Here is a 20,656-nt window from a genome sequence, read left to right as displayed (position 1 = left end):
GGAGATGTCCGGCAGGACAGAGGGGGGTGAGCCCGGAACGCCGGAGTGTCAATGATTTTCAACTGCCGTGTAGGGTGGTTCCTCTACCACAAATCGCTCTATCTCCTTGATTTCACGAATCGTCCGAACGTAAAAGCGGTTCCGCTTTTGCCCGAAATGCTTTAGAACCATGCCTGCCGCCGGGGTCGACATCGTCACCCCATCCGACACAGATACGAAAGACCGATGCCCCATGCCGACTGTTGCCCCGCTTGATATCGAAGGCCACGTGGTCTCGACCCATTTTCTCGGCGACATTCCCCTGTTTGCCACCGCCGCCGGCACCATTCACCGGCTGGATGGCGGAGAGAAGGTGACAGAGGCGCATGACGGGCTTCTGACCTGCATTCGCGATCCCTACAGCGCCACGCTGCTTTCCGGCGGCGAAGACGGCCGTGTGCTGCGCATCGGCCATGATGGCAGTATCAGCGAGCTCGCCAATGTGCCGCGCAAATGGGTGGGCGTCGTTGCCGGCGGGCCGCAGAAGGCGGTGGCTTATGGCGTCGGCAAATCCAGCTTCGTGCGGCTATCCGACGGTACGGTCAAGGAATTCAAGGAAGAGCGCACGGTGGAAGCCATCGCGTTTGCGCCCAAGGGCCTGCGCATCGCAGTCGCCCGTTATAACGGCGTGACGCTGCATTGGGTGGCAAGCGCGGGCGATCCGGTCGATCTGGAATGGAAGGGCGCGCATACCGGCGTCACCTTCTCGCCCGATGGCAAGTTCCTCGTCACCACCATGCAGGAAAATGCCCTGCATGGCTGGAAGATGGAAGCGACCAAGGGCGGCATGGAAGCTCGCCACATGCGCATGACCGGTTATCCCGCCAAGGTGAAATCCATTTCCTGGTCGGCAAAGGGCAAATGGCTCGCCTCATCAGGTGCGCCCGCCGCCATTGTCTGGCCATTTTCCGGCAAGGACGGCCCGATGGGCAAGGCCCCGGAAGAACTCGGCAGCCGCGCCAATATCATGGTCACCAATGTCGCCTTCCACCCGGTGGAAGACGTGCTCGCCATCGGCTTCATCGACGGCATGATCCTCGGTGTGCGCCTGGCCGACAGCAAGGAAGCCCTGCTTCGCCGCCCCGGCAAGGGCGCCATTACAGCCATGGACTGGAGCGCCACCGGCAAATTGCTCGCCTTCGCCTCGGAAGCGGGCGATTGCGGGATCATCGATATTTCGGCTTGAGGGCCAACACCCTGCTCCTCATTCCTGTCCTTGTCACAGGAATGAGGGATGTTTCGGGGCGCATGGCCAGATAAAATCCTCCCCACCCGGACCGGAGCGCCCTAATCGGCCACCTGCCGCCGCGTCAGAAACAAGAGCAGCAGCGCAGCGCCCGCACCGACCGAAGCAAGCCGGATGGAGGCGCCGAAGCTTGCATATTGCGACACGAACCCCATCAGCGGCACCGCAAAAAGTGCGGCAAGAAAGATCGAATTCATGTAGAGCGCCGTCGCCCGCGCCGTGCGCCCGCGGGCAAAGCCCTGCACGAAGGTGAGGCACGTACCGGCAAAGAGGCCGTAATAGGAACCTTCCATGGCCGCCCCCACCAGCATGGCTGGCAGGGTCGTGACCGAAGCGATGATGTTGAAAGCGACGATCGCCGTCACCGCCGCGATGCTTAGAAGCAGCCGCGCGCTGATCCGGCGCATGATCCTCGGCGCGAGCAGGATAAGCAGGACTTCCATGGCGCATTTGACGCTGAGCGAAAGGCCCGGCGCATAATCCGGCAGGCCCACCTCGCGCACCAGAAATACCGGCAGGGCCGAGGCGCAGAGAGCATGGGCGAAAGACATGCAGAAACTGGCCGTCGCCGCCATCAGCAGCGGCAGGTTGCGCCCCGCATCGGCCGCGCCCTCATCCCGCCGCTCCATCGGGCAGGTCTGCCCACGCGGCACGATGGCAAACGCAAGCGCCCCCCAGATGGCCGCCATCAGCATGGCATTCACGAAGACGGCTTTTGCGCCGGCGAGATCAACGATCAGGAAAGCTGCAGCCGGCAGCAGCATCCAGGCCAGCGACACCGTCATTCTGAGGAAGGCGTTATAAGCGGTGGTATCGAGCGCCTCGACCCGGCCATGATAACGGCCGTAACTGAAGACGAGGGTGGTGGCGGCGTTGGAAAGCCCCATGCCCGTCGCCGTTACCGCAACCAGCAGCGCCAGATGCCCGAAACTTGCGGCCGCCGCCGCCACGAAGGCGCCTGCGACGGAAAGCATGAGCAGCGGCCTGATCCGCACGCCGGAATCCACCCGCTCGCCATAAAGACGGCTGGCAGCGATGGAGGCCAGCGCCGCCGTTACGCTGTAAAGACCGAGCGTCGCCGGCGGATGGCCGAGCACCTGGATGATGTAGAACCCGATAAACGGCACGATGGCCGCATTGGTGCTGCCGGCGATGAAAACCAGCAACGCGATCAAATAGGCCTGACGGTCAAAAGCGCCCGGCGAAGTGCTTTTCTGTAGCATGGGAATCGACTGGAGACTGGCAAGCGGGAGTGGAGTGGAACCCACCATCACATCAAAACGGCCCGCTGTTCAAGCCTGCGCGGAAGGCAATGTGCGTTTTCGTTTCCGGCGGAACGCCTTCAAGCTTCGCCGGATCGATGCCGGCGCCACCGCATCAGGCGTGTGGGGCGTCGCAACGCTGCGCCGCCCCCTGTCGAAAACGGAATAACCGTCAGAACTTCACGCCAAGGCCAACCTTGACGACGTGTTCGCTGACGGCGCCGGCGGCAGCGGCCACGCCGGAGAGAACGCCGAGCAGGCCGAGCGTGAGAAGGGATTGTTTCAACATGCGATAGCTCCTTGAAAATAACATCCCGTCACCTGCGGGCTGCGAGTATTTCGCGACCAGAAGCGCAGCATCATGACGGGGTTAGCGCACCCACAGATTGAAGAACATCGTGGTTAAAATCGCGTAAATAGCTTAGGCAAAAACACCGCCATGGAGCGTATTTCGATTAATATCTGCAATATTTACCAAATATAAATCAGAATTCACGCGGACATTCATAGGTCGTCCGCTCTGCCGCAACTGGGCTCACACGACTCACAAAACCATCATGAGTAGTGGTCTTCACGCACTTTTGTGTGGGTCATTCCTGTCGGCGACCCGGACAAAAAAAGAGGGCCGCAAGGCCCCCTTCCAGTCATGCGATGCGCCGTTTGTTCTTGCCGGAAATGCCATGCGTCAAACACACGCAACTCGTGGTTCATTGCCGGCTTATGCGCTGCGCATCGTTCGCGTCGAAAATCCCTGATGATTTTCGAACTGTTTCGCTGGAGCGGGATGGAGAAAAGCCCGATGGTTTCGCCATCCCGCTTCATGTTTCGGTTAGTGCCGGCGCTTCTTGCCGCCGTCATTCTTGTTGTCGATGACATCGACTGACGTCTTGTTGCCGTTCAGCAGGCCGTTCAGGATGCCGGTCTTGTTGCCGTTCAGAATCCCGTTATTGGACAGGATGCCGCTGACGCCGAGATCGATGCTCGGCGAGACGACGACAAGGGCGCCGCCCTTGTTGCTATTGCCGGACAGGATGCCACCCAGAAGACCGCCCGCATTGGCCTGACCAACGGAAGCGACAGTAAGAATAGCGGCTACACAAGCGAACTTTGCAATCATTTCTCTCTCCTCTTTTGTTTGATCACGCCATCTGGCGTAACTGAACTGTATATTTAGAGGATTCTAATTCAAGCAAAGGCTAATATTACAATAAACAGTTAACTTTAATACTGGTGATTTTAATAGAATTTTACATATCGTCTTTTCGAACCCGCCATCTCTATTTCGGCATAGACGCCATGAATTTCGGTTACGAAAGTAAAACGGTGCGGGAAACTTTATTAACCATCCAAATATAAGATATTGCTTAATTAGCGACCGGAGATGCGAATGCGGCTGGGGGGATATATCGCGCTTGTTCTCGGCCTTGCCTGCGCCTGCGGCGCGCGGGCGGGTGAAAAGGCTGATGAGCATAATGTCACCTATAAGTCCGGTATTGCTTATGACACCAATTATTTCGCCGACACCAACAGGCTGAGCGCAATTTCGCTGCGTGCCGGCTTCGGGCTCAACGGCAAGGTCGTGCTTGATGGTGCGGAGCTGCGTTATTCGCTCGAACACGAGGAGGTCCGCCTCCCCCGTTACCGCTTCGCCAATGAACACAACACCATCGCGGCGCTGGGACTGACGAAACGGTTTTCCGAAAAGCTGGAATGGGCCATCGAGCTACGCGGCACCCGCAGCGATGCCGGCGACATCTTCCTGCATCTGCCCGAAGAAGACATTGGTTACCGGCAGCTCGATCACAAGCTGGAGGCCTCTTCCCAGCTCGGCATCCTTGCGCTCGGCGGCAAGAACACGCTGACGGCAAGCTTTGCCAGCCTGATGAAGGGCAAGGCGCGGTTCCGTCCGGCCTATTTCATGCCCACCCGGCTGGAGGCAAACGAGGCGCTTTTATCGCTGAAGGCCGAACATGCGCGGCCGCTGGCCGGCGGCGAGGCGGGCCTGACGCTTGCTTATGACCGTATCGTCGTGCCCGAGGGGCAACAGGAGAAATATGAACGTTTCCCTGCCAATACGCTGCGCGGCTCGCTGGCCTATGGTTACAAGTTCTCCGATCGTTTCGCGGTTCTGGCCGAGGCGGGCTTCACATCCATTTCCGGTGACGAGATCAGCGACCAGGTGAAGCGTAGCCGCCCCTATCTCCGGGCCGAAGCCGAGGTGAAGGCCACCGAGCGCATCGCCTTCGGCGTCGGCTATTCGCAGGACTATGCGCTTTTCGATCCGGATGATCCGATCGCCGAGTTTCACCGTCGCTGGCAACTCGTCGTGAAAAGCAGGCTCACCGAAAAGGTCGGGCTCGATCTTGCGCTGAACCGGGTCCATAAGGACTGGATCTATTATAATTACGATACCAGCGAGCGCAGGCTGGTCGCCACGCTATCCTTCGATACCGGCAAGAACAGCAAGCTGGAGCTGGAGTTCAACCGCCTGCTGCATGGTGAGCGCGAGACCGACCTCGCCTATAGCGGCTCCAGCATCACGTCGCGTTTCAGCGGCACCTTCTGAAATCCCTTGACGGCCCGCGCGAAGGATCAGACGCATCAGGTCGAAATTCGGTCCCAATTTCTGCTAGAGTCGGGTCTTCAAGATTCGAAGGCAGGACAGACCGGATAATGAACAGACGCTTTTTGCTCCTCGCGGCCGGCCTCGCCTGCGTTCCCGTCGCGGCGGCTGCGCATCCGCACATCTTTGCCGAAGCCCGCATGGAAATCGTCGAGGGGCCGAACGGCACCGTTCAGGAAGTGCGCAATATCTGGCGTTTCGACGAGATGTTTTCGGCAAGCGTGGTGATGGATTACGACAAGAACAGCGATCTGAAGCTGGACAAGGACGAGCTGGCCGAGATCGGCAATACGGTGCTGGAATCGCTCGCCGAATATTCCTATTACACCTTCATCACCGCCAATGGAAAACCGGTGGAGTTCTCCAAGCCCGACGCCATTCACGTGGACTACAAGGACCAGCAGATCCTGATGTTCTTCTCCGTGAAGCCGACCAAGCCGCTCGCCGTCAAGGGCAAGCTCAGCTTCGGCGCCTGGGATCCGACGATGTATACGGCGATCGATTTCGCCAAGGACAGCGATATCGCGACACAGGGCAAGGATCTGAATGCCTGCAAGCATCATATCGTCCGCCCCGATCCCGACGAGGTAATCTCGCAGAACCAGGGTTCGCTGACCGACGCCTTTTTCAACGATCCGACCGGCACCGACATGACCAAGCTCTTCGCCACCCGGCTGGAGGTCTCATGCTGAGCCGCAGGGCACGCCTTGCCGCCGTCGCCATCGGCCTCATCGCCGTGGCCAGTGTCGCCCATGCGCAGTCGCCGCTCGGCATCGGCTCGGCCGAGCCTTCCTTTTCCGTTGGTGGCCCCTTCGCACCGCTGATGCAATGGATCAACGTGCACCAGCAGATGTTTTACCGGGCGCTGACCGGGGCGCTGAAGGCCATGCGCGAGGACAGCTGGGCACTCGGCTCGCTGATCGGCCTTTCCTTTGCCTATGGCGTTTTCCATGCCGCCGGTCCCGGCCACGGCAAGGCGGTCATTTCGTCCTACATGATCGCCAATGAAACGCAGCTGAAGCGCGGCATTCTCATTTCTTTCGTCTCGGCCCTCATTCAGGGTTTGATGGCCATCGGCCTTGTTGGGGCCGCCTGGCTGGTGCTGCGCGGCACCTCCATCACCATGACCAAGGCGACGCAGGCGATGGAGATCGCCAGCTTCGCCATGGTGGCACTGTTCGGCGCCTGGCTCCTGGTGCGGAAGCTTTGGTCACTGCGCATCCGGCGGGAACCCGTCCCCGTCTTTGCCACGGCGGGTGAAGCCACGGCCGGCAGAACCACCGGCATGGGGACGGGGCTGCGCTTTCAGGGCAAGCCGGTTTTCGCGGATCATGAGCATAACGGCACCGGCGATCTCTGCAACGCCTGCGGAAAGTCCCATGCGCCGGACCCCATGCTGTTGAAGGGCAAGAACTTCAGCCTGCATGAAGCATGGTCGGCCATCATTGCGGTCGGCCTCAGGCCATGCTCGGGCGCGATCATCGTCATGAGCTTCGCGCTTCTGAACGGGCTTTATCTCGGCGGCGTGCTCTCCGTGCTCGCCATGTCGCTCGGCACCGCCATAACGGTGTCGGCCCTCGCCATCATGGCCGTCTCGGCCAAGGGGCTCGCCGTGCGTTTCGCCGGCCCCGGCAGCCGCAAGGCGGCCGGCATCAGCCACGCGATCGAAATCGCCGGCGCGCTTTTCGTGCTGATCATGGGACTGCTGCTGCTCGGCGCTTCGCTTCAGCTCTGATCATCGCGGCGGCGCTGGTAACGAGCGCGCAGCCAGAACAGCAGGAAGAAACACAGCACGGCAACCGAACCGAAGGCGGCGGCGAGCCAGGGCGAATAATCACCCAGCCACAACATGATCTTCGGCATGACGAAGAACACGAGCCCGAAACCGACGATAATGAGGGCGGCGGCAATTGCCGGCGACCAGTCCTTTTTCCCTGATGTCGGTTTTTCAGGCATTGGCAAGCTCCGCGCGGATATCTTCAAGCTTGCGCTTCTGCGCCCCGTCGGCTGCAAAATTGTCAGGCGAAAGCCACGCTTCAAAGGCCTTGCCGATCAGCGGCCATTCGCCGTCGACCATCGAAAACCACGCCGTATCGCGGTTCTGGCCTTTCGAGATCATGTGCTGGCGGAAAACGCCCTCGAAGGTGAAGCCATAACGCTTCGCCGTGATCTTGGAGGGTTCGTTTTCATTGTGGCATTTCCACTCGTAACGGCGATACCCCAGATCCTCGAAAACATGTTTCGCCATCAGGTAATGCGCTTCGGTGGCAAGAGGCGAGCGCTTCATCTTCGCGCCATGGGCGACGGAGCCGACCTCGACCACGCCATTGGCCGGATCGGGCCGCATATAGCTCGCCATGCCGACGATATCGCCAGTGGCATTTTCCACGAAGACCAGCGTGACCCAGTTAAGCTTCTGCCCCGCGCCGATGAGCCAGTCGCCAAAGGCGTCGGCATCAGGGAAGGCGTTTTGCGGGAAATATTTGAGAAGCGCATTGGTGCCCTCGCCGCCAAGGGCTGACCAGAGCCTTGCGAGGTGTTTTTCGCGATCAAACGGCTCGGCCGTGACGTAACGGCCCTTTAGCACCACCGGCTGCGGCGGCGGACATCCCCTAAAATCACTCAGATCGCGCATTCTCTTCCCCATTTGCTGGGAGAAGGATTAGGGCAAGCGGGGCGGGATGACAACAGGGCATGTGGGGTGGGATGCGGTGGTCTCGGCGGGTGTGGCTCACCCCCTCTGCCCTGCCGGGCATCTCCCCCTCAAGGGGGGAGATCGACCTGCGGTAAAGTCTCGCCCATCTCAACGTTCGAGAAGGAAGTGGCGAAAGAGCGTCTTGCCGATCTCCCCACCTGTGGGGGAGATGCCCGGCAGGGCAGAGGGGGGTGAACCACACGCTCAAACCTTCGTGCCCAAGCCTAAAGCACTACCTCAAACCTTCGCCGCCACCACCGTCGCCTCGATATGGTCCACCAGCGCATCCGGCAACCCAAGTCGCCCGGCAAGAAGATCGAGATACCCCCGCTCCGCCCGCGTATCAGCCTCGATGGCAAGGCGCGAGGCGGTATAAAGCTCCACCTTCTGCTCTTCCGTGCGGGCGGCGGCCACCAGCGCGTCGATGTCGAGCGGATCGGCCAGTTCCTTTTCGAGGAACCGCTCCGCTTCGTCATCGATGCCGGAGACCTGCACCTTGTCCATGATATTGGCGCGCTCCTTCTCATCGATATGACCATCCGCCTTGGCGGCGGCGATCATCGCCTGGATGAGCTTCAGCGCAAAATCATTGGAAAGGGCCGGCGATTGCGGGTGGAAGGCGGAATCTGTGGGCGGGGCGAGAAGCTCCGGCTCGGGTTTCGGCGCAGCTTCCGGGGCCTGGCCAGACTTGTAATTCTTGTAGGCGAGATAGCCGAGGCCAGCGATGGCGGCGACACCGCCGATGGTGGCGACATTGCCGGCGAGCTTGCGGCCGGTCTTGGTGCCCAGAATTGCGGCGGCAAGGGCACCGGCCTTCAGGGGATTGTTCTTGGCGATATCGGCGGCCTGCCCGGCTCTGTCACGGACGCTTCCCGAAAGGCCCGGCACCTGAGAGCCGAGGAATTGTTCAAGAAGCTTCTTGGCGTCGAACATCAAAATCTCCTGTAAAGGTCAAATCTACAGGGGAGATAGGAAGTCGTGGGCCGAATACAAATGTCAAACCCGCTCACGCCTTCGTGAACGGGTTTGACGGGACGCAAATCAGGCGCGCAGTGCCGCGGCTTCGGCAGCAAGCTTGGTGATGCCCGCCCAGTCGCCGGTCGCCACCAGTTCGCGCGGGGCAACCCAGGAACCGCCGACGCACACGACGTTCGGCAGGGAGAGATAATCATTGGCGTTCTTGAGCGACACGCTGCCAGTCGGGCAGAACACGGTGCCGGCGAGCGGTGAAGACAGCGCCTTGAGGTAAGGTGCGCCGCCGGCCTGTTCGGCCGGGAAGAACTTCAGCACTTTATAACCCTCGTCGCGCAGGGCCATGACTTCGCTGGCTGTGGCCGCACCCGGAAGCAGCGGTACCTTGGAACCGCGCGCGGCTTCCAGCACGCTTTTATTGATGCCGGGGCTGACGATGAAGGTGGAGCCGGCTTCGGCCGCCGCTTCGAAATCCCGGGCGTTGAGAATGGTGCCAGCGCCAACATGCGCGCCTTCCACTTCCGCCGCAACCGCGCGGATGGCGTCGAGCGCCGCCGGCGTGCGCATGGTGATCTCGATCGCCTTCAGGCCGCCTGCGACCAAAGCGCGCGCCAAATGCACGGCGGAAGCGGCGTCATCCACGATCAGCACCGGCACGACCGGCTGGAGCTTGAGGATGGAGAGCAGTTTTTCGGAGTCCTGGGCCAAGATGAGCCTCCTTGCGCGTTTGAAACGATTGAAATTCCGTCTACGGATTAGCCTGCCTCGGCTTTCATGTCGAGGCGCGCCAGCCGCATTTTTATCCAGATACTTCAATCAATTCGCTTCATCATAATGTCATAGTGCGATAATCTGCAGCACCAGTTCGCGGAGACAGCATGGCCAAGGAAATTGAACGGAAGTTTCTGGTTGCAGGCGGTGAATGGCGTAATGAGGTAACGCATAGCATGGCTTTCCGGCAGGCATATGTCGCCTCGGTGGAAGACCGTTCGGTTCGGGTGAGGATCGTCGACCAGCGTGACGCGACCCTGACCATCAAGATCGGCGCAAGCGCGCTTGTCCGCGACGAATATGAATATTCCATACCCCTCAAGGATGCCGAAGAGCTGATGGCAAGCGCGCCGGGCGTGGTGATCGAGAAAACCCGCCACACCGTCGATCACGGCGGCTTCACCTGGGAGGTGGATGTTTTCGAAGGGAAATATCACGGGCTGATCGTGGCTGAAGTGGAAATGAATGACGAGAATGCCGATCCCGCTCTGCCGTCATGGCTGGGCCGCGAAGTAACCGGGGACAAGCGCTTCTCCAACCAGTCGCTCGCCATGGACTGTCCGAACGGAGACCTGTCGGATGCCCTTCAGAATTGACCCGAAAAAGCCCTTCGACGACGAAATCCGTCGCGCCGGGCTGGAACTGATCGACGATGCGATCACGATCCTGCGCGATCAGCCATCGGGATCGCACGAGGCGGTGCACGAGGCCCGCAAACGCTTCAAGCGGCTGCGCGCCCTCTACCGCCTCATCCGCGAGGCGGCGCCGGATTTCGGCCGCGAGGAAAATGCCCGTATTCGCGATATCGCCCGCTCCCTCGCCTTTGCGCGGGATGCGACAGCGCTGGTGGAGACGGCGGAATATCTCGATGCCTTCGCGCGCTCGGACGCGCAGGGCGAAGCGTTGCGATCGATCACCGCGATGCTGCGCACACGCCGCGACGACGCCATAGAACATGAAGCGGGTCTCGACGAGGCCATTGCCGCCGCCATCGCTGGCTGCCGGGAAGCGCGCAGGAAGCTCGAAGCGCTGTCGCTGCCGGATGAATTGAAAGACACCGCGCGGCTGATAAGAACCGCCTGGGCGAAACAGCGAAAAAGGGCGCGCAAGGCGCTCACCGATTGCCACGAGCAGGCCGACGTCGAACATTTCCACGAATTGCGCAAGGCGGGGCAGGCCTACTGGATGCATCTGGGCCTGATGCGCCGCCTCTGGCCTTCCGCCATGCGCGCCAAGCGGGCCGATACCAAGCGGCTGGTGGATATTCTTGGCCACGAGCACGATCTTTCGGTTCTCGCCGCCGTCGCCGACCGCGAGCCGGACCGGTTCGGCAATGGCGAGCGGCTGGCCCTGCTGCTCGACGCCATCATCCAGCGGCAGCAGGCGCTGCGCGCGGAAGGCCTTGCGCTGGCAGGCGAGGTCTTTTCCGAATCCGCCCGCACCGAAAGCCGCATCGTCGGCCTGCTGTGGCGGCAGGCGGCGAAATAGGCTGGAGACGGCGTGAAAACGTCCCGCCGGGCTCGGCGTCATCCTCGGGCTTGTCCCGAGGATCTGCAACGTTTCGATTTTGCGCGACGTGATTAGATCCTTGGAACAGGCCCAAGGATGACGGAAGACAGGTCTTGCGCTTTCGCCAATGTCGGATTTGAGGCACGAAGCGCCTCCCATTTGCCTCACTCCGTCAGATATTTGACGATTTTCAAAATACCCGGACCCGCTGATAAATATTGCTTTGCGGCCGCCGTCGCTGTATTTCAGCGCCCATGACCGACACGACCATTCTCCCCCGCCCGGAAGCCTCTGGTGATTTCCTTGTGGCCGCGCTTTATCATTTCGCCCGCCTGCCGCGGTTCGAAAGCCTGCGCGAGCCGTTGTTCGAGCTCTGCCAGAAGAACGGCGTCAAGGGCACGCTGCTGCTTGCCGCCGAAGGCATCAACGGCACCATTGCCGGGCCGGATGCGGGCATTCACGCCGTGCTTTCCTTCCTGCGCGCCCAGCCGGAATTTGCCGCGCTGGAGCACAAGGAAAGCCGCGCTTCGCACATGCCTTTCGTGCGGCTGAAGGTGAAGCTCAAGAAAGAGATCGTCACCATGGGCGTGCCTGATATCGATCCGAACCGCATCGTCGGCACCTATGTCGACCCGCGCGACTGGAACGAGTTGATCTCCGACCCGGACACCATCGTCATCGATACCCGCAACGATTACGAGACCGCCATCGGCGTCTTCAAGGGCGCGGTCGATCCGAAGACAAAGACCTTCCGCGAGTTTCCCGACTGGGTGAAGAACAATCCCGGCCTGCACAACAAGCCGAAGATCGCCATGTATTGCACCGGCGGCATTCGCTGCGAAAAGGCCACCGCCTTCATGAAGGAACAGGGGTTCGACGAGGTCTATCACCTCAAGGGCGGCATCCTGAAATATCTGGAAGAAGTGCCGGAAGAAGAAAGCCTGTGGGAAGGCGCCTGCTTCGTGTTCGACGAGCGCGTCTCCGTTGTCCACGGCCTTGCCGAAGGCGACCATCAACTCTGCCACGCCTGCCGCAACCCGATCACGCCGGAAGTGCGCCTGTCTCCCAAATTCGAGGAAGGTGTATCCTGCCCGAGCTGTTACGACGAGCGCAGCGACGAGGACCGCCAGCGGTTCCGCGACCGGCAGCAGCAGATCGAACTGGCAAAGAAGCGCGGCGAACAGCATCTGGGGCGGTAAGCCGGGTCGGCTATCGGCATGCATAACGGTTGGGGTTTGTTTGAACGGGCGCCGTGTTTCTTCTCCCCGTCGGGGAGAAGTCCGCGGCAGCGGGATGAGGGGGAAAGCTCTCCGAAATCCGGCAGCGTGGCCCCCTCATCCGACCCTTCGGGCCACCTTCTCCCCGGCGGGGAGAAGAAATGGGCCGCACCTTCAGGTGATCAAGAATGGGTGGAAGTAATCAGCCTCACGCCCCTGCCCGCAACGCAAAGAGCGGTGCATCCTGCCCATCCAGCATGACGGTAATCTCCTCGGCTGCGACCGGCCTTGAGAACAGGTAACCCTGCAATTCATCACAGCCGCACAGATGCAGGATAGCCGCCTGCTCTTCCGTCTCCACGCCTTCGGCCGTCACCGGAATATCGAGCGACTTCGCCAGCGCCACGGTGGCCTGCAGCATTTCCAGCGACCGGCCGCCCTTATCGAGCGCCATGATCAGCGAACGGTCGATCTTCATCCGGTCGAAACCGAAGCGGCGCAGATACCCGACACTGGCGAAGCCGGCGCCAAAATCGTCGAGTGCAATATGCAGGCCAAGCTGTTTCAGCTTGTCGATCGCCGCACTTGCCCGCTCCGGATGCTGGATGAAATAACCTTCCGTCATTTCCAGCCGCAGCCTTTCGGGCGGTGTCTGCGTCGCGTCAAGAATATCGGCGATATGGCCGGAGAAGGCCGGATTGCGGAACTGCACGGGAGAGATATTCACCGACAGCTTGATGGACGGCCATTGTCGCGCCGTTTCGCAGGCCTTGTGCAGGACGAGAAGGCCGAGCCGGTCGATCAGGCCGCTGGTTTCGGCAGCCGCAATGAAGATATCCGGCGGCACGAAACCATATCCCGGCCTCTGCCAGCGGGCCAGCGCCTCCACCCCGGTAATGCAGCGCGTGGCGGCGCTGACGACCGGCTGATAGACCACCTGTATTTCGTCGTTCAGGATGGCGGAGCGCAGATCGGCTTCAAGCTGCAGCTTTTCCTCGCGCAGCGCATCCATCTTCAGTTCATAGGAAACATAACGCCCGCGTCCGTTTTCCTTGGCCTGATACATGGCCATATCGGCACGCCGCAGCAGTTCCTCGCCATTGATATCGCCGGCGCGGGAAACCGAGGTGCCGATGCTGCAGCCGATGCTCGCCACCCTTTCACCGATGCTGAAAGGCTCGGTAAAGAGTTCGAGAAGCGCCAGACACAGTTTTCGGCCTTCCGACCAGACGTCATTGCCCTGGATGGCAATGGCGAATTCGTCACCGCCAAGCCGCGCCAGCACCGCGCCTTCCGGCACCAGCACCCTCAGCGCCGCGGCCACGCCCTTGATCAGCCGGTCGCCGGCGGCATGGCCGTAGGCATCGTTGATTTCCTTGAAGCCGTCGAGGTCGAGATAGAGAAGTTTGATATCCGTCTTTTCGTGGCGGCCGTTGTCGACCATGCGGTTCAGCTTCGCAAAGAGACCCGCGCGGTTGCTGAGCCCGCTCAACCGGTCACGCAGCGCCTCCTCCCGCGCCGCCGCCTCATCCGCCTTCAGCCGGTCCAGCGTGGCCGAACCGATGATGAGCAGGACGAGGAAAAACGTGCCGGCAATGCCAAGCGCGGTAAAGACCACCGGCCGCGCCTCATGAAAGCTGACATCTCCGGGCAGGTGCGAGCGCCAGACGAGCCGCGCCAGCACCTCACCTAGGGGATTGACGATATCCACATGGTTGGCGGCAGGCCCGTCGCCATATTGCAGTTCCAGCCCTTCGATGACGTAGTTGCGGGCAAGCTTGTCCACCGTCGCCTGTTTGAAGTGACGGGCAAAAACCAGATAACGCCGCTCCGCATAGACCGGCGGCAGCGCTCCGGATTTCAGCCGCACGAGCGCAACACCGGCTGCGGCGATGCCATCGCCGGTTTTGACGAAACCCGTGACCTGCGACGTGATGCCGGGACGCATGGACCGCACGCGATCGATCATTTCCTTAAGGCCGCCGGCGAAATAGGCGTCTGGCGTCCATGTCGCCGGCTTGCCGTTCTGATAGGCCATGCGGACCTTGTCATCCTCGTCGATGATCACGGCAGTATCGAAAAGATCGTTATTGACCGTCATCTCGCCGTAATTGCTCGCCACCCAGTCAAAACGATCAGGGGCGTAGACATATTCGGCGGCATCATCCCAGGCGGCGTAGTCATTCAGCGTTGCGCCGAGCTGTTCGCGAAAGGTGACGAGAGCACCCGCCGTCGTCTCGCGCGAACGGGCATTGTCGAGCAAATTCGCCTTTTCCCGGACCTGGCTGAGGGCGGACAGGACCAGCGCGGTGACGATGAGAAGCACCAGCGCGAAGGTGGACAATACAACGCCCACGGCGGTTCTGCGCCCGACCGGCAAATAGTCCCCAATGTTGCGCGGCGCAATCCGCATAAAATCCCCTTCGAAAGCATCATCTTCCGAAGGAAACATTCAGAAGCCGTTAAACCGCATCGCGGCCCCGCCCCAAAAAAACACGGGTATAAAACGACAGTCCGGCAGCGGCTCTGAAAAATTCTTCCCTGAAATGCTCCGGGTTTTTCATGGAACGCGGATTTGCGCCCGCCCGGAAACAAAAAACCTCCCCCGCGAACGGGAGAGGTCGTCATTTTTTTACAGTGCCGGAGCGGCTTACCAGGACGGGATGACCGTGCCGTTGTACTTTTCCAGAATGAAGGCCTTCACTTCCGGGCTCTGGTAGGATTCCACCAGCGTCTTCACCCAAGGCTTGTCCTTGTCCTGCGCACGAACGGCGATGACATTCGCGTAAGGGGACTTTTCGCTTTCGACGGCGATGGCGTCCTTCTTCGGGTTCAGGCCGGCTGCCGTCGCATAGTTGGTGTTGATGACCGAAGCGTCGGTGTCATCAAGCGAGCGCGGCAGCTGGGCGGCGTCAAGTTCGACGATCTGGATGTTCTTCGGGTTTTCGGTGATATCAGCAGGCGTTACCTTCAGGCCGGCTTCTTCCTTGACCTTGAGGACACCCTTGGAAGCAAGCACCAGCAGCGCGCGGCCGCCATTGGTCGGGTCGTTGGGAATGCCGACGGTTGCGCCGTCCTTCAGCTCGTCAAGGCTCTTCACCTTCTTCGAATAGACCCCCATCGGCGTGGTGATGGTGGTGCCGACGCTGACGAGATCGAACTTGCGGTCAGCGATCTGGTTGTCGAGGTAAGGCTGGTGCTGGAAGGAGTTGGCCTGCAGCTCGCCATCGGCCAGCGCCTGGTTCGGCACGACATAGTCGGAGAATTCGATGATATCGATATCGAGGCCCTTGGCGGCCGCGATCTTCTTCACCTGCTCCATGATCTGCGCATGCTCGGCGGGGGTTACGCCGATCTTGATGGTCTCGGCCAGCGCCTGACCGGCGGTGAAGAGAGCGGCGAGCGAAGCCGCGAGGATGAGTTTCTTCATGGGTGTCTCCTTGGGTTGTTATTATGAACGCAGTTAATTCTTGCGGGTCCGCTTGTCGAAGCTGCGCGCCAGCCTGTCGCCGGCGCTCTGCACCAGCTGCACCAGCACGATCAGCACCAGAACCACCGCCAGCATCACGTCGGGCATGAAGCGCTGGTAACCATAGCGGATGCCGAGGTCGCCCAGCCCGCCGCCGCCGACTGCGCCGACCATGGCCGAATAGCCGATGAGGCTGACCAGCGTGAGCGTGAGCGCCAGCGTGATACCGGGCTTGGCCTCCGCCAGTAGTACCTTGGTGACGATCTGCAGCGGGGTGGCGCCCATGGCGCGGGCGGCCTCGATGAGACCCTTGTCCACCTCGCGGATCGCCGCTTCCACCAGCCTTGCGATGAAGGGCACAGTTGCGACGGTCAGCGGCACGATGGCGGCGCTGGTGCCGATCGACGTGCCGGCAACGAGGCGGGTGAAGGGAATGATCGCCACGACAAGAATGATGAAGGGTGTGGAGCGCGCCGCATTCACGATGAGGCCGAGGATGCGGTTGGTCATCGGCGCGGGAAACAGTTCGCCCTTGCCGCTGGTGGCAAGGAAAACGCCCATGGGCACGCCGATCAGCGAGCCGACGATGCCGGCGACCGCGACCATGTGCAGCGTCTGCCACAGGCCCTTGGAGAGAAGGTTGAACAGCATATCAGGCGACATAACCGAGCACCTCCGTGTGAAGACCGGTCTCAGCATAAAAGCGGCTGGCGCGGGCAGTGACCTCAGTCGAGGCCGGGTAGGAGACGACGAGCGAGCCGAAGGGCTGGCCGGAAATTTCCTCGATGGTGCCTGCAAGGATGTTCACGTCGGGGCCGATTTCGGCAACCAGTCGGGCCGTGAGCGGCTGGAAAGCCGTTTCGCCGAAGAACACCAGACGAACCAGAACACGATCGCCTTCCGTGGCTTCAGGCTTCAGCCCTGAGGTAACCCAGTGCGGCAGCTTCACGCCGACCGAGGACGACAGCAGGCTGCGGGTCGTCTCGTGTTTCGGCGCGGTGAAAATATCGAAGGTCGTGCCTTCCTCGACGATCAGGCCCCTGTCGATGACGGCCACCTGCGAGGCGATGGTCTTCACCACCTCCATCTCGTGGGTGATGAGCAGCACGGTGAGGCCGAGTTCAGCATTGATGCGCTTCAGAAGCTCAAGAATGGACTGGGTCGTCTCCGGATCGAGCGCCGATGTCGCCTCGTCGGAGAGAAGCAGCTTCGGCTGGGTGGCGAGCGCACGGGCAATGCCGACACGCTGCTTCTGGCCGCCGGAGAGTTCCGCCGGATAACGATTGGCCTTGTCGGAAAGCCCGACGAGATCGAGCAGCGGCGCAACGCGTGTTTCGATCTCCCTTTTGCCCATGCCGGCGATTTCGAGCGGCAGCGCCACATTGTCGAAAGCGGTGCGCGACGACAAAAGGTTGAAGTGCTGGAAGATCATGCCGACGGAACGGCGCAGCGTGCGCAGGCTCTTTTCATCGAGCGCCGCAACATCGACGCCATCAACGACCACACGGCCGGTCGAGGGCTTTTCGAGGCCGTTGGCTAGGCGGATCAGCGTGGACTTGCCCGCACCCGAGCGGCCGATGATGCCCGTGATGGAGCCTTTCGGCACGATGTAATCGATACCGGCAAGGGCGGCGAAGCCGGGCTTGCCGCCCGTGCCGCCAAAGGTCTTGGTCACGCCTTCAAACGTGACCATCGGCTCCTTTGCCGCCCCTTCCGGGACCGCCTGTTCTGAACGCGCGGGCGAAGCCGCACTGGATGGAAAACTCATTGTGAACTCTGGGAATGCGTGACGGATCGGGTCTCAAAAAATCCTGTTGCGGTGCTGAACCGCTCTCTTCATGCAGCCTTCGGGCACATTCGATGACAGCTGATTTTCCGGGTCATTTCGTCAGGCTTTCACTCAGAAATGCCGGGGATCGGCAATTCGATGGCGCATACTTGCCTGCACACGCCACCTTTTAACAGGGATGTTTTTTCAATTATCTGAAAAGAGAGGAAAAATCTACCGCAAAGCCGCCAAGGCGGCCCTGCGGCTGTCTGGAGCGTTTTGTGTGCCGCATTTCCGGACGGAAAACCGGATTCCACTTTTCCTGGAAATGCTTTAGCTTTCGCGAGCGGCGTAAAATCAGACGCGGCTGACGAATTCTTCGGCCGGGCGGCGCACCTTCTTCAGGTTCACCAGCCAGTCGCCTTCCGGTTCACGGTAGCCGAGCGGCAGGATGGTGACGGAGCGCAGACCCTTTTCACGCAGGCCGAGGATTTCATCGAGCTTCACGGGATCGAAGCCTTCCATCGGGGTGGAATCCACACCCTCGAAAGCGGCCTGCGCCACGGCCATGCCGAAGCCGATATAGGCCTGACGGGCGGCGTGTTCGAAGTTCACCTGCTCGCCGCGCTGCGGATAGGTGGAGAGCAGCATCTGACGGTAGGCTTCCCAGCCTTCATTCTTGATGCCGCGTTCTTCATTGACCAGATCGAACATGTGGTTGATCCGCTCTTCGGTGTAATTGTCCCATGCTGCAAAGACCAGCAGATGCGAGCCGTCGGTGACCTGCGCCTGGTTCCAGGCGATCTCGCGGATCTTCGCACGCACTTCTGGATCGGTGACGACGATCACTTCGAAGGGCTGCAGGCCGCTGGAGGTCGGCGCAAGCCGCGCCGCTTCCACGATCCGTTCAACCTTGTCTTCAGACACGGCCTTGGAAGGATCCATTTTCTTTGTGGCATAACGCCAGTTGAGTTTTTCGATAAGCATGTTCGTTTTCCCTGGGAGGACCATCCCGCCCTGCCCCTTGACCGGCAGAACGGACGCTACGCCGTCGTAGCCCGCCTGACATAGGAGACGGGACGGCGCGTGCAAGCAGGCACCGCGCGGTAACCGGTAAAAAAGTTTGGAAAACTGATAATAAGGGGAGAGAACTTTCTGGCCTGCCCTCGTAGCATCTTCTCGACGTCATCCTCGGGCCTCGGGACAAGCCCGAGGATAACGGTTGAGAGGTCTCACCCCTTCGTCACGCCATGGTTCCCCTTCGGAAAACCCGAGGCCAGCGCGCTGTACCACTTGCCGCTGTTCTTCAGCGTGCGTACCTGCGTGTCGTAATCCACATGCACGAGGCCGAAACGCATGCGATAGCCCTCGGCCCATTCGAAATTATCCATCAGGCTCCAGGCGAAATAACCGCGCATCGGGTAACCGTCGCGGATGAGATCGGCGACGACGCCGAGGTGTTCGGCATAATAGTCGAGACGCGGCTGGTCATTCACCTCACCGTTTTCAACGCCCATGTTGTAGCAGGCGCCGTTTTCGGTGATGTAGCATTCCGGCAGGTCGTAACGCTTGTAGAGCGTCTCCACCAACGACTCGAGCGCCGGCGCGTAAACCTCCCAGCCGATATCGGTCTTCACATCACTGACGGCGGGGGCCGGTGTGGTCGCGGGGAACTCCGCGCCCGGCGTCGCATCGTCGGCAACGCGCATCGGCGTGTAATAATTCAGGCCCCACCAGTCGAGCTTCTGGCTGATGATGGCAAGGTCTTCCGCCTCCACCACAGGCATGCGGTCGCCCAGCGCTTCCATCATCTCGGCCGGATATTCGCCCTTGAAAACAGGATCGAAAAACGCGCCGTTGTGGAACTGGAAGGCCCGTTCCGCCGCCTTGAGATCGGCGTCGCTATCGGAAGCCGGGATGACGGAATGGGCGTTGAGCACCAGCCCCACCGGCACCTTCGGCGCGACATGGCGGGATGCCTCCACGCCGAAACCGTGGGCGAGGTTGATGTGGTGCATGGCGGCAAGGGCCGCCTCCATGTTGCGCTCGCCCGGCGCGTGAATGCCGTAGAGATGGCTGAGCCACACCGCGCACCAGGGTTCGTTGAAGGTCGCCACCGCATCCAGTCGATCGCCGAGGCGGGCCATGACGGTCTTGGCGTAACGCTGGAAGGCGTGCGCCGTGGAGCGCGAGGCCCAGCCGCCGTCGCCCATCAGGGTCAGCGGCAGGTCCCAATGGTAAAGCGTCGCATAGGTCTTGATGCCGCGCGCCTTGCAGCCGTCAACGAGGCGATCATAAAAATCCAGACCCTTCTCGTTGATCGGCCCGAAACCATCGGGAATGATGCGCGGCCAGGCGATGGAGAAACGATAGGCCTCGACACCCATGTCCTTGATGAGATCGAGATCCTGTTCCCAGCGATTGTAATGATCGCAGGCGACATCGCCATTGTGACGCTCGAAGACATGGCCCGGCATGTTGCAGAAGGCGTCCCAGATGGAGGGCTTGCGGCCATCCGCCCTGGTGGAGCCTTCGATCTGGAACGAGGCAGTCGCGACGCCGAAGAGGAAGTCGCCGGGGAAACGGGCTGCTAGCGTTTTGGGATCGGTCATCGGAGAGGCCCTTGTCGTCCATCGGGTGTGAAAAGATCAGCAGCGGTTTAGACCATGCCGCCTGCGAGGTACAGTCGGACCGCAAAGAATCTACAACGTTTCAGGCTGCGCAGTTAACAAGTCCAAAGCGCTTTGCATGCGCTAATACCGCCGCAGCGGTTAGCCGGCGGCGCAAGAGGCAGGCCCGGCGAATGCGGATGGAATGGGAAGTGGTGGAAGTATTTGCATTCACCGGGCCGCATCATAGAGACCATAATCACGGCCTCTCGCTCACAGCCTTTTCACGGCATCTATCCGATCGGCTCTCCCCGCCTCTGGCCGTCCGGGACGCCTCTCCGAAACACGGTCTGCCAGAACCATGCTTGTCGATGCCGGCAGCCGGTTCGCAAAAGGCGCCGCGCGTATCGCCCTTCCGTTCCGGTTGCGGGAGGAATGATGCGGCCAAAGGGGGTGATGGGGATGGGAGGGGAAGG

General features: G+C 60.9%; 19 protein-coding genes. 7 read left to right on the top strand and 12 right to left on the bottom strand.

The genetic code is table 11. The features are described from left to right. Window positions 1-232 precede the first annotated feature (232 nt). Window positions 233-1,225 (top strand): WD40 repeat domain-containing protein, encoded by a 993-nt coding sequence (locus V6S97_RS25855; RefSeq protein ID WP_334428017.1) that lies wholly within the window; start codon window positions 233-235, stop codon window positions 1,223-1,225. Window positions 1,226-1,326: 101 nt separating this feature from the next. Here V6S97_RS25855 and V6S97_RS25850 read toward each other — a convergent pair whose 3' ends face one another. Both V6S97_RS25850 and V6S97_RS25845 read right to left on the bottom strand, forming a co-directional pair. Beyond that, complete coding sequence (locus V6S97_RS25850; protein WP_162690443.1) at window positions 1,327-2,508, bottom strand: MFS transporter; 1,182 nt, start codon at window positions 2,506-2,508, stop codon at window positions 1,327-1,329. Between the two features lie 868 nt (window positions 2,509-3,376). Continuing rightward, complete coding sequence (locus V6S97_RS25845) at window positions 3,377-3,664, bottom strand: hypothetical protein (protein ID WP_003505460.1); 288 nt, start codon at window positions 3,662-3,664, stop codon at window positions 3,377-3,379. A 270-nt stretch (window positions 3,665-3,934) separates the two neighbouring features. On the opposite strand from V6S97_RS25845, the gene V6S97_RS25840 reads away from it, so the two are divergent. The 3 genes from V6S97_RS25840 (at window position 3,935) to V6S97_RS25830 (ending at window position 6,905) form a co-directional block, all read left to right on the top strand. Then, on the top strand, window positions 3,935-5,113 hold the full coding sequence (locus tag V6S97_RS25840) for a hypothetical protein (RefSeq protein ID WP_334428016.1): 1,179 nt from the start codon (window positions 3,935-3,937) through the stop codon (window positions 5,111-5,113). Window positions 5,114-5,220: 107 nt separating this feature from the next. Next, a complete protein-coding gene (locus tag V6S97_RS25835; protein ID WP_003505458.1) occupies window positions 5,221-5,862 on the top strand; it encodes a DUF1007 family protein in 642 nt (213 codons plus the stop codon). Then, the gene (locus V6S97_RS25830; protein ID WP_334428015.1) at window positions 5,856-6,905 is read left to right on the top strand and encodes a nickel/cobalt transporter; all 1,050 of its coding nucleotides are present in this window, start codon (window positions 5,856-5,858) and stop codon (window positions 6,903-6,905) included. The genes V6S97_RS25835 and V6S97_RS25830 overlap by 7 nt, the downstream gene beginning before the upstream one ends. On the opposite strand, the gene V6S97_RS25825 is transcribed toward V6S97_RS25830, so the two are convergent. The 4 genes from V6S97_RS25825 to V6S97_RS25810 form a co-directional block, all read right to left on the bottom strand. After that, window positions 6,896-7,126 carry a hypothetical protein gene (locus tag V6S97_RS25825; protein WP_003505456.1) on the bottom strand — a complete coding sequence of 77 codons (231 nt, stop codon included), beginning with the start codon at window positions 7,124-7,126 and terminating at the stop codon, window positions 6,896-6,898. The two genes, V6S97_RS25830 and V6S97_RS25825, sit on opposite strands and share 10 nt — an antisense overlap. Further along, window positions 7,119-7,805, bottom strand: coding sequence for a GNAT family N-acetyltransferase (locus tag V6S97_RS25820; RefSeq protein ID WP_334428013.1), 687 nt, complete (start codon window positions 7,803-7,805; stop codon window positions 7,119-7,121). The genes V6S97_RS25825 and V6S97_RS25820 overlap by 8 nt, the downstream gene beginning before the upstream one ends. Window positions 7,806-8,102: 297 nt before the next feature. Continuing rightward, window positions 8,103-8,798 (bottom strand): tellurite resistance TerB family protein, encoded by a 696-nt coding sequence (locus V6S97_RS25815; RefSeq protein WP_020812108.1) that lies wholly within the window; start codon window positions 8,796-8,798, stop codon window positions 8,103-8,105. A 108-nt stretch (window positions 8,799-8,906) separates the two neighbouring features. Further along, on the bottom strand, window positions 8,907-9,545 hold the full coding sequence (locus tag V6S97_RS25810) for a 2-dehydro-3-deoxy-phosphogluconate aldolase (protein ID WP_003505453.1): 639 nt from the start codon (window positions 9,543-9,545) through the stop codon (window positions 8,907-8,909). 170 nt (window positions 9,546-9,715) lie between these two features. On the opposite strand from V6S97_RS25810, the gene V6S97_RS25805 reads away from it, so the two are divergent. The 3 genes from V6S97_RS25805 to trhO all read left to right on the top strand — a co-directional run bounded on the left by V6S97_RS25805 (window position 9,716) and on the right by trhO (window position 12,316). Next, window positions 9,716-10,204, top strand: coding sequence for a CYTH domain-containing protein (locus V6S97_RS25805; RefSeq protein WP_003505452.1), 489 nt, complete (start codon window positions 9,716-9,718; stop codon window positions 10,202-10,204). Further along, the gene (locus V6S97_RS25800; protein ID WP_334428012.1) at window positions 10,188-11,096 is read left to right on the top strand and encodes a CHAD domain-containing protein; all 909 of its coding nucleotides are present in this window, start codon (window positions 10,188-10,190) and stop codon (window positions 11,094-11,096) included. Before V6S97_RS25805 ends, V6S97_RS25800 begins: the two co-directional genes overlap by 17 nt. A 275-nt stretch (window positions 11,097-11,371) precedes the next feature. After that, window positions 11,372-12,316, top strand: a complete 945-nt coding sequence (gene trhO / locus V6S97_RS25795) for an oxygen-dependent tRNA uridine(34) hydroxylase TrhO (RefSeq protein WP_111792709.1) — start codon at window positions 11,372-11,374, stop codon at window positions 12,314-12,316. A 226-nt stretch (window positions 12,317-12,542) separates the two neighbouring features. On the opposite strand, the gene V6S97_RS25790 is transcribed toward trhO, so the two are convergent. The 6 genes from V6S97_RS25790 to V6S97_RS25765 form a co-directional block, all read right to left on the bottom strand. Then, a complete protein-coding gene (locus V6S97_RS25790) occupies window positions 12,543-14,786 on the bottom strand; it encodes a bifunctional diguanylate cyclase/phosphodiesterase (RefSeq protein ID WP_334428010.1) in 2,244 nt (747 codons plus the stop codon). Window positions 14,787-14,984: 198 nt separating this feature from the next. After that, window positions 14,985-15,764, bottom strand: coding sequence for a MetQ/NlpA family ABC transporter substrate-binding protein (locus V6S97_RS25785; RefSeq protein ID WP_020009080.1), 780 nt, complete (start codon window positions 15,762-15,764; stop codon window positions 14,985-14,987). A 33-nt stretch (window positions 15,765-15,797) separates the two neighbouring features. Then, the gene (locus tag V6S97_RS25780; protein ID WP_020009081.1) at window positions 15,798-16,466 is read right to left on the bottom strand and encodes a methionine ABC transporter permease; all 669 of its coding nucleotides are present in this window, start codon (window positions 16,464-16,466) and stop codon (window positions 15,798-15,800) included. Next, window positions 16,456-17,496: a methionine ABC transporter ATP-binding protein gene (locus V6S97_RS25775; protein WP_077998810.1), complete on the bottom strand. Its 1,041-nt coding sequence runs from the start codon at window positions 17,494-17,496 to the stop codon at window positions 16,456-16,458. The genes V6S97_RS25780 and V6S97_RS25775 overlap by 11 nt, the downstream gene beginning before the upstream one ends. Window positions 17,497-17,928: 432 nt before the next feature. After that, window positions 17,929-18,558, bottom strand: a complete 630-nt coding sequence (locus V6S97_RS25770; RefSeq protein WP_334428009.1) for an NAD(P)H-dependent oxidoreductase — start codon at window positions 18,556-18,558, stop codon at window positions 17,929-17,931. Between the two features lie 245 nt (window positions 18,559-18,803). After that, complete coding sequence (locus V6S97_RS25765) at window positions 18,804-20,183, bottom strand: GH1 family beta-glucosidase (protein ID WP_020812099.1); 1,380 nt, start codon at window positions 20,181-20,183, stop codon at window positions 18,804-18,806. Window positions 20,184-20,656: the final 473 nt, after the last annotated feature.

Source organism: Agrobacterium sp. CCNWLW155 (genome assembly GCF_036888815.1).
Lineage (GTDB): Bacteria > Pseudomonadota > Alphaproteobacteria > Rhizobiales > Rhizobiaceae > Agrobacterium > Agrobacterium radiobacter.
The sequence above is the reverse complement of the archived record's forward strand: the minus strand, read 5'-3'. Positions and strand labels throughout refer to the sequence as shown.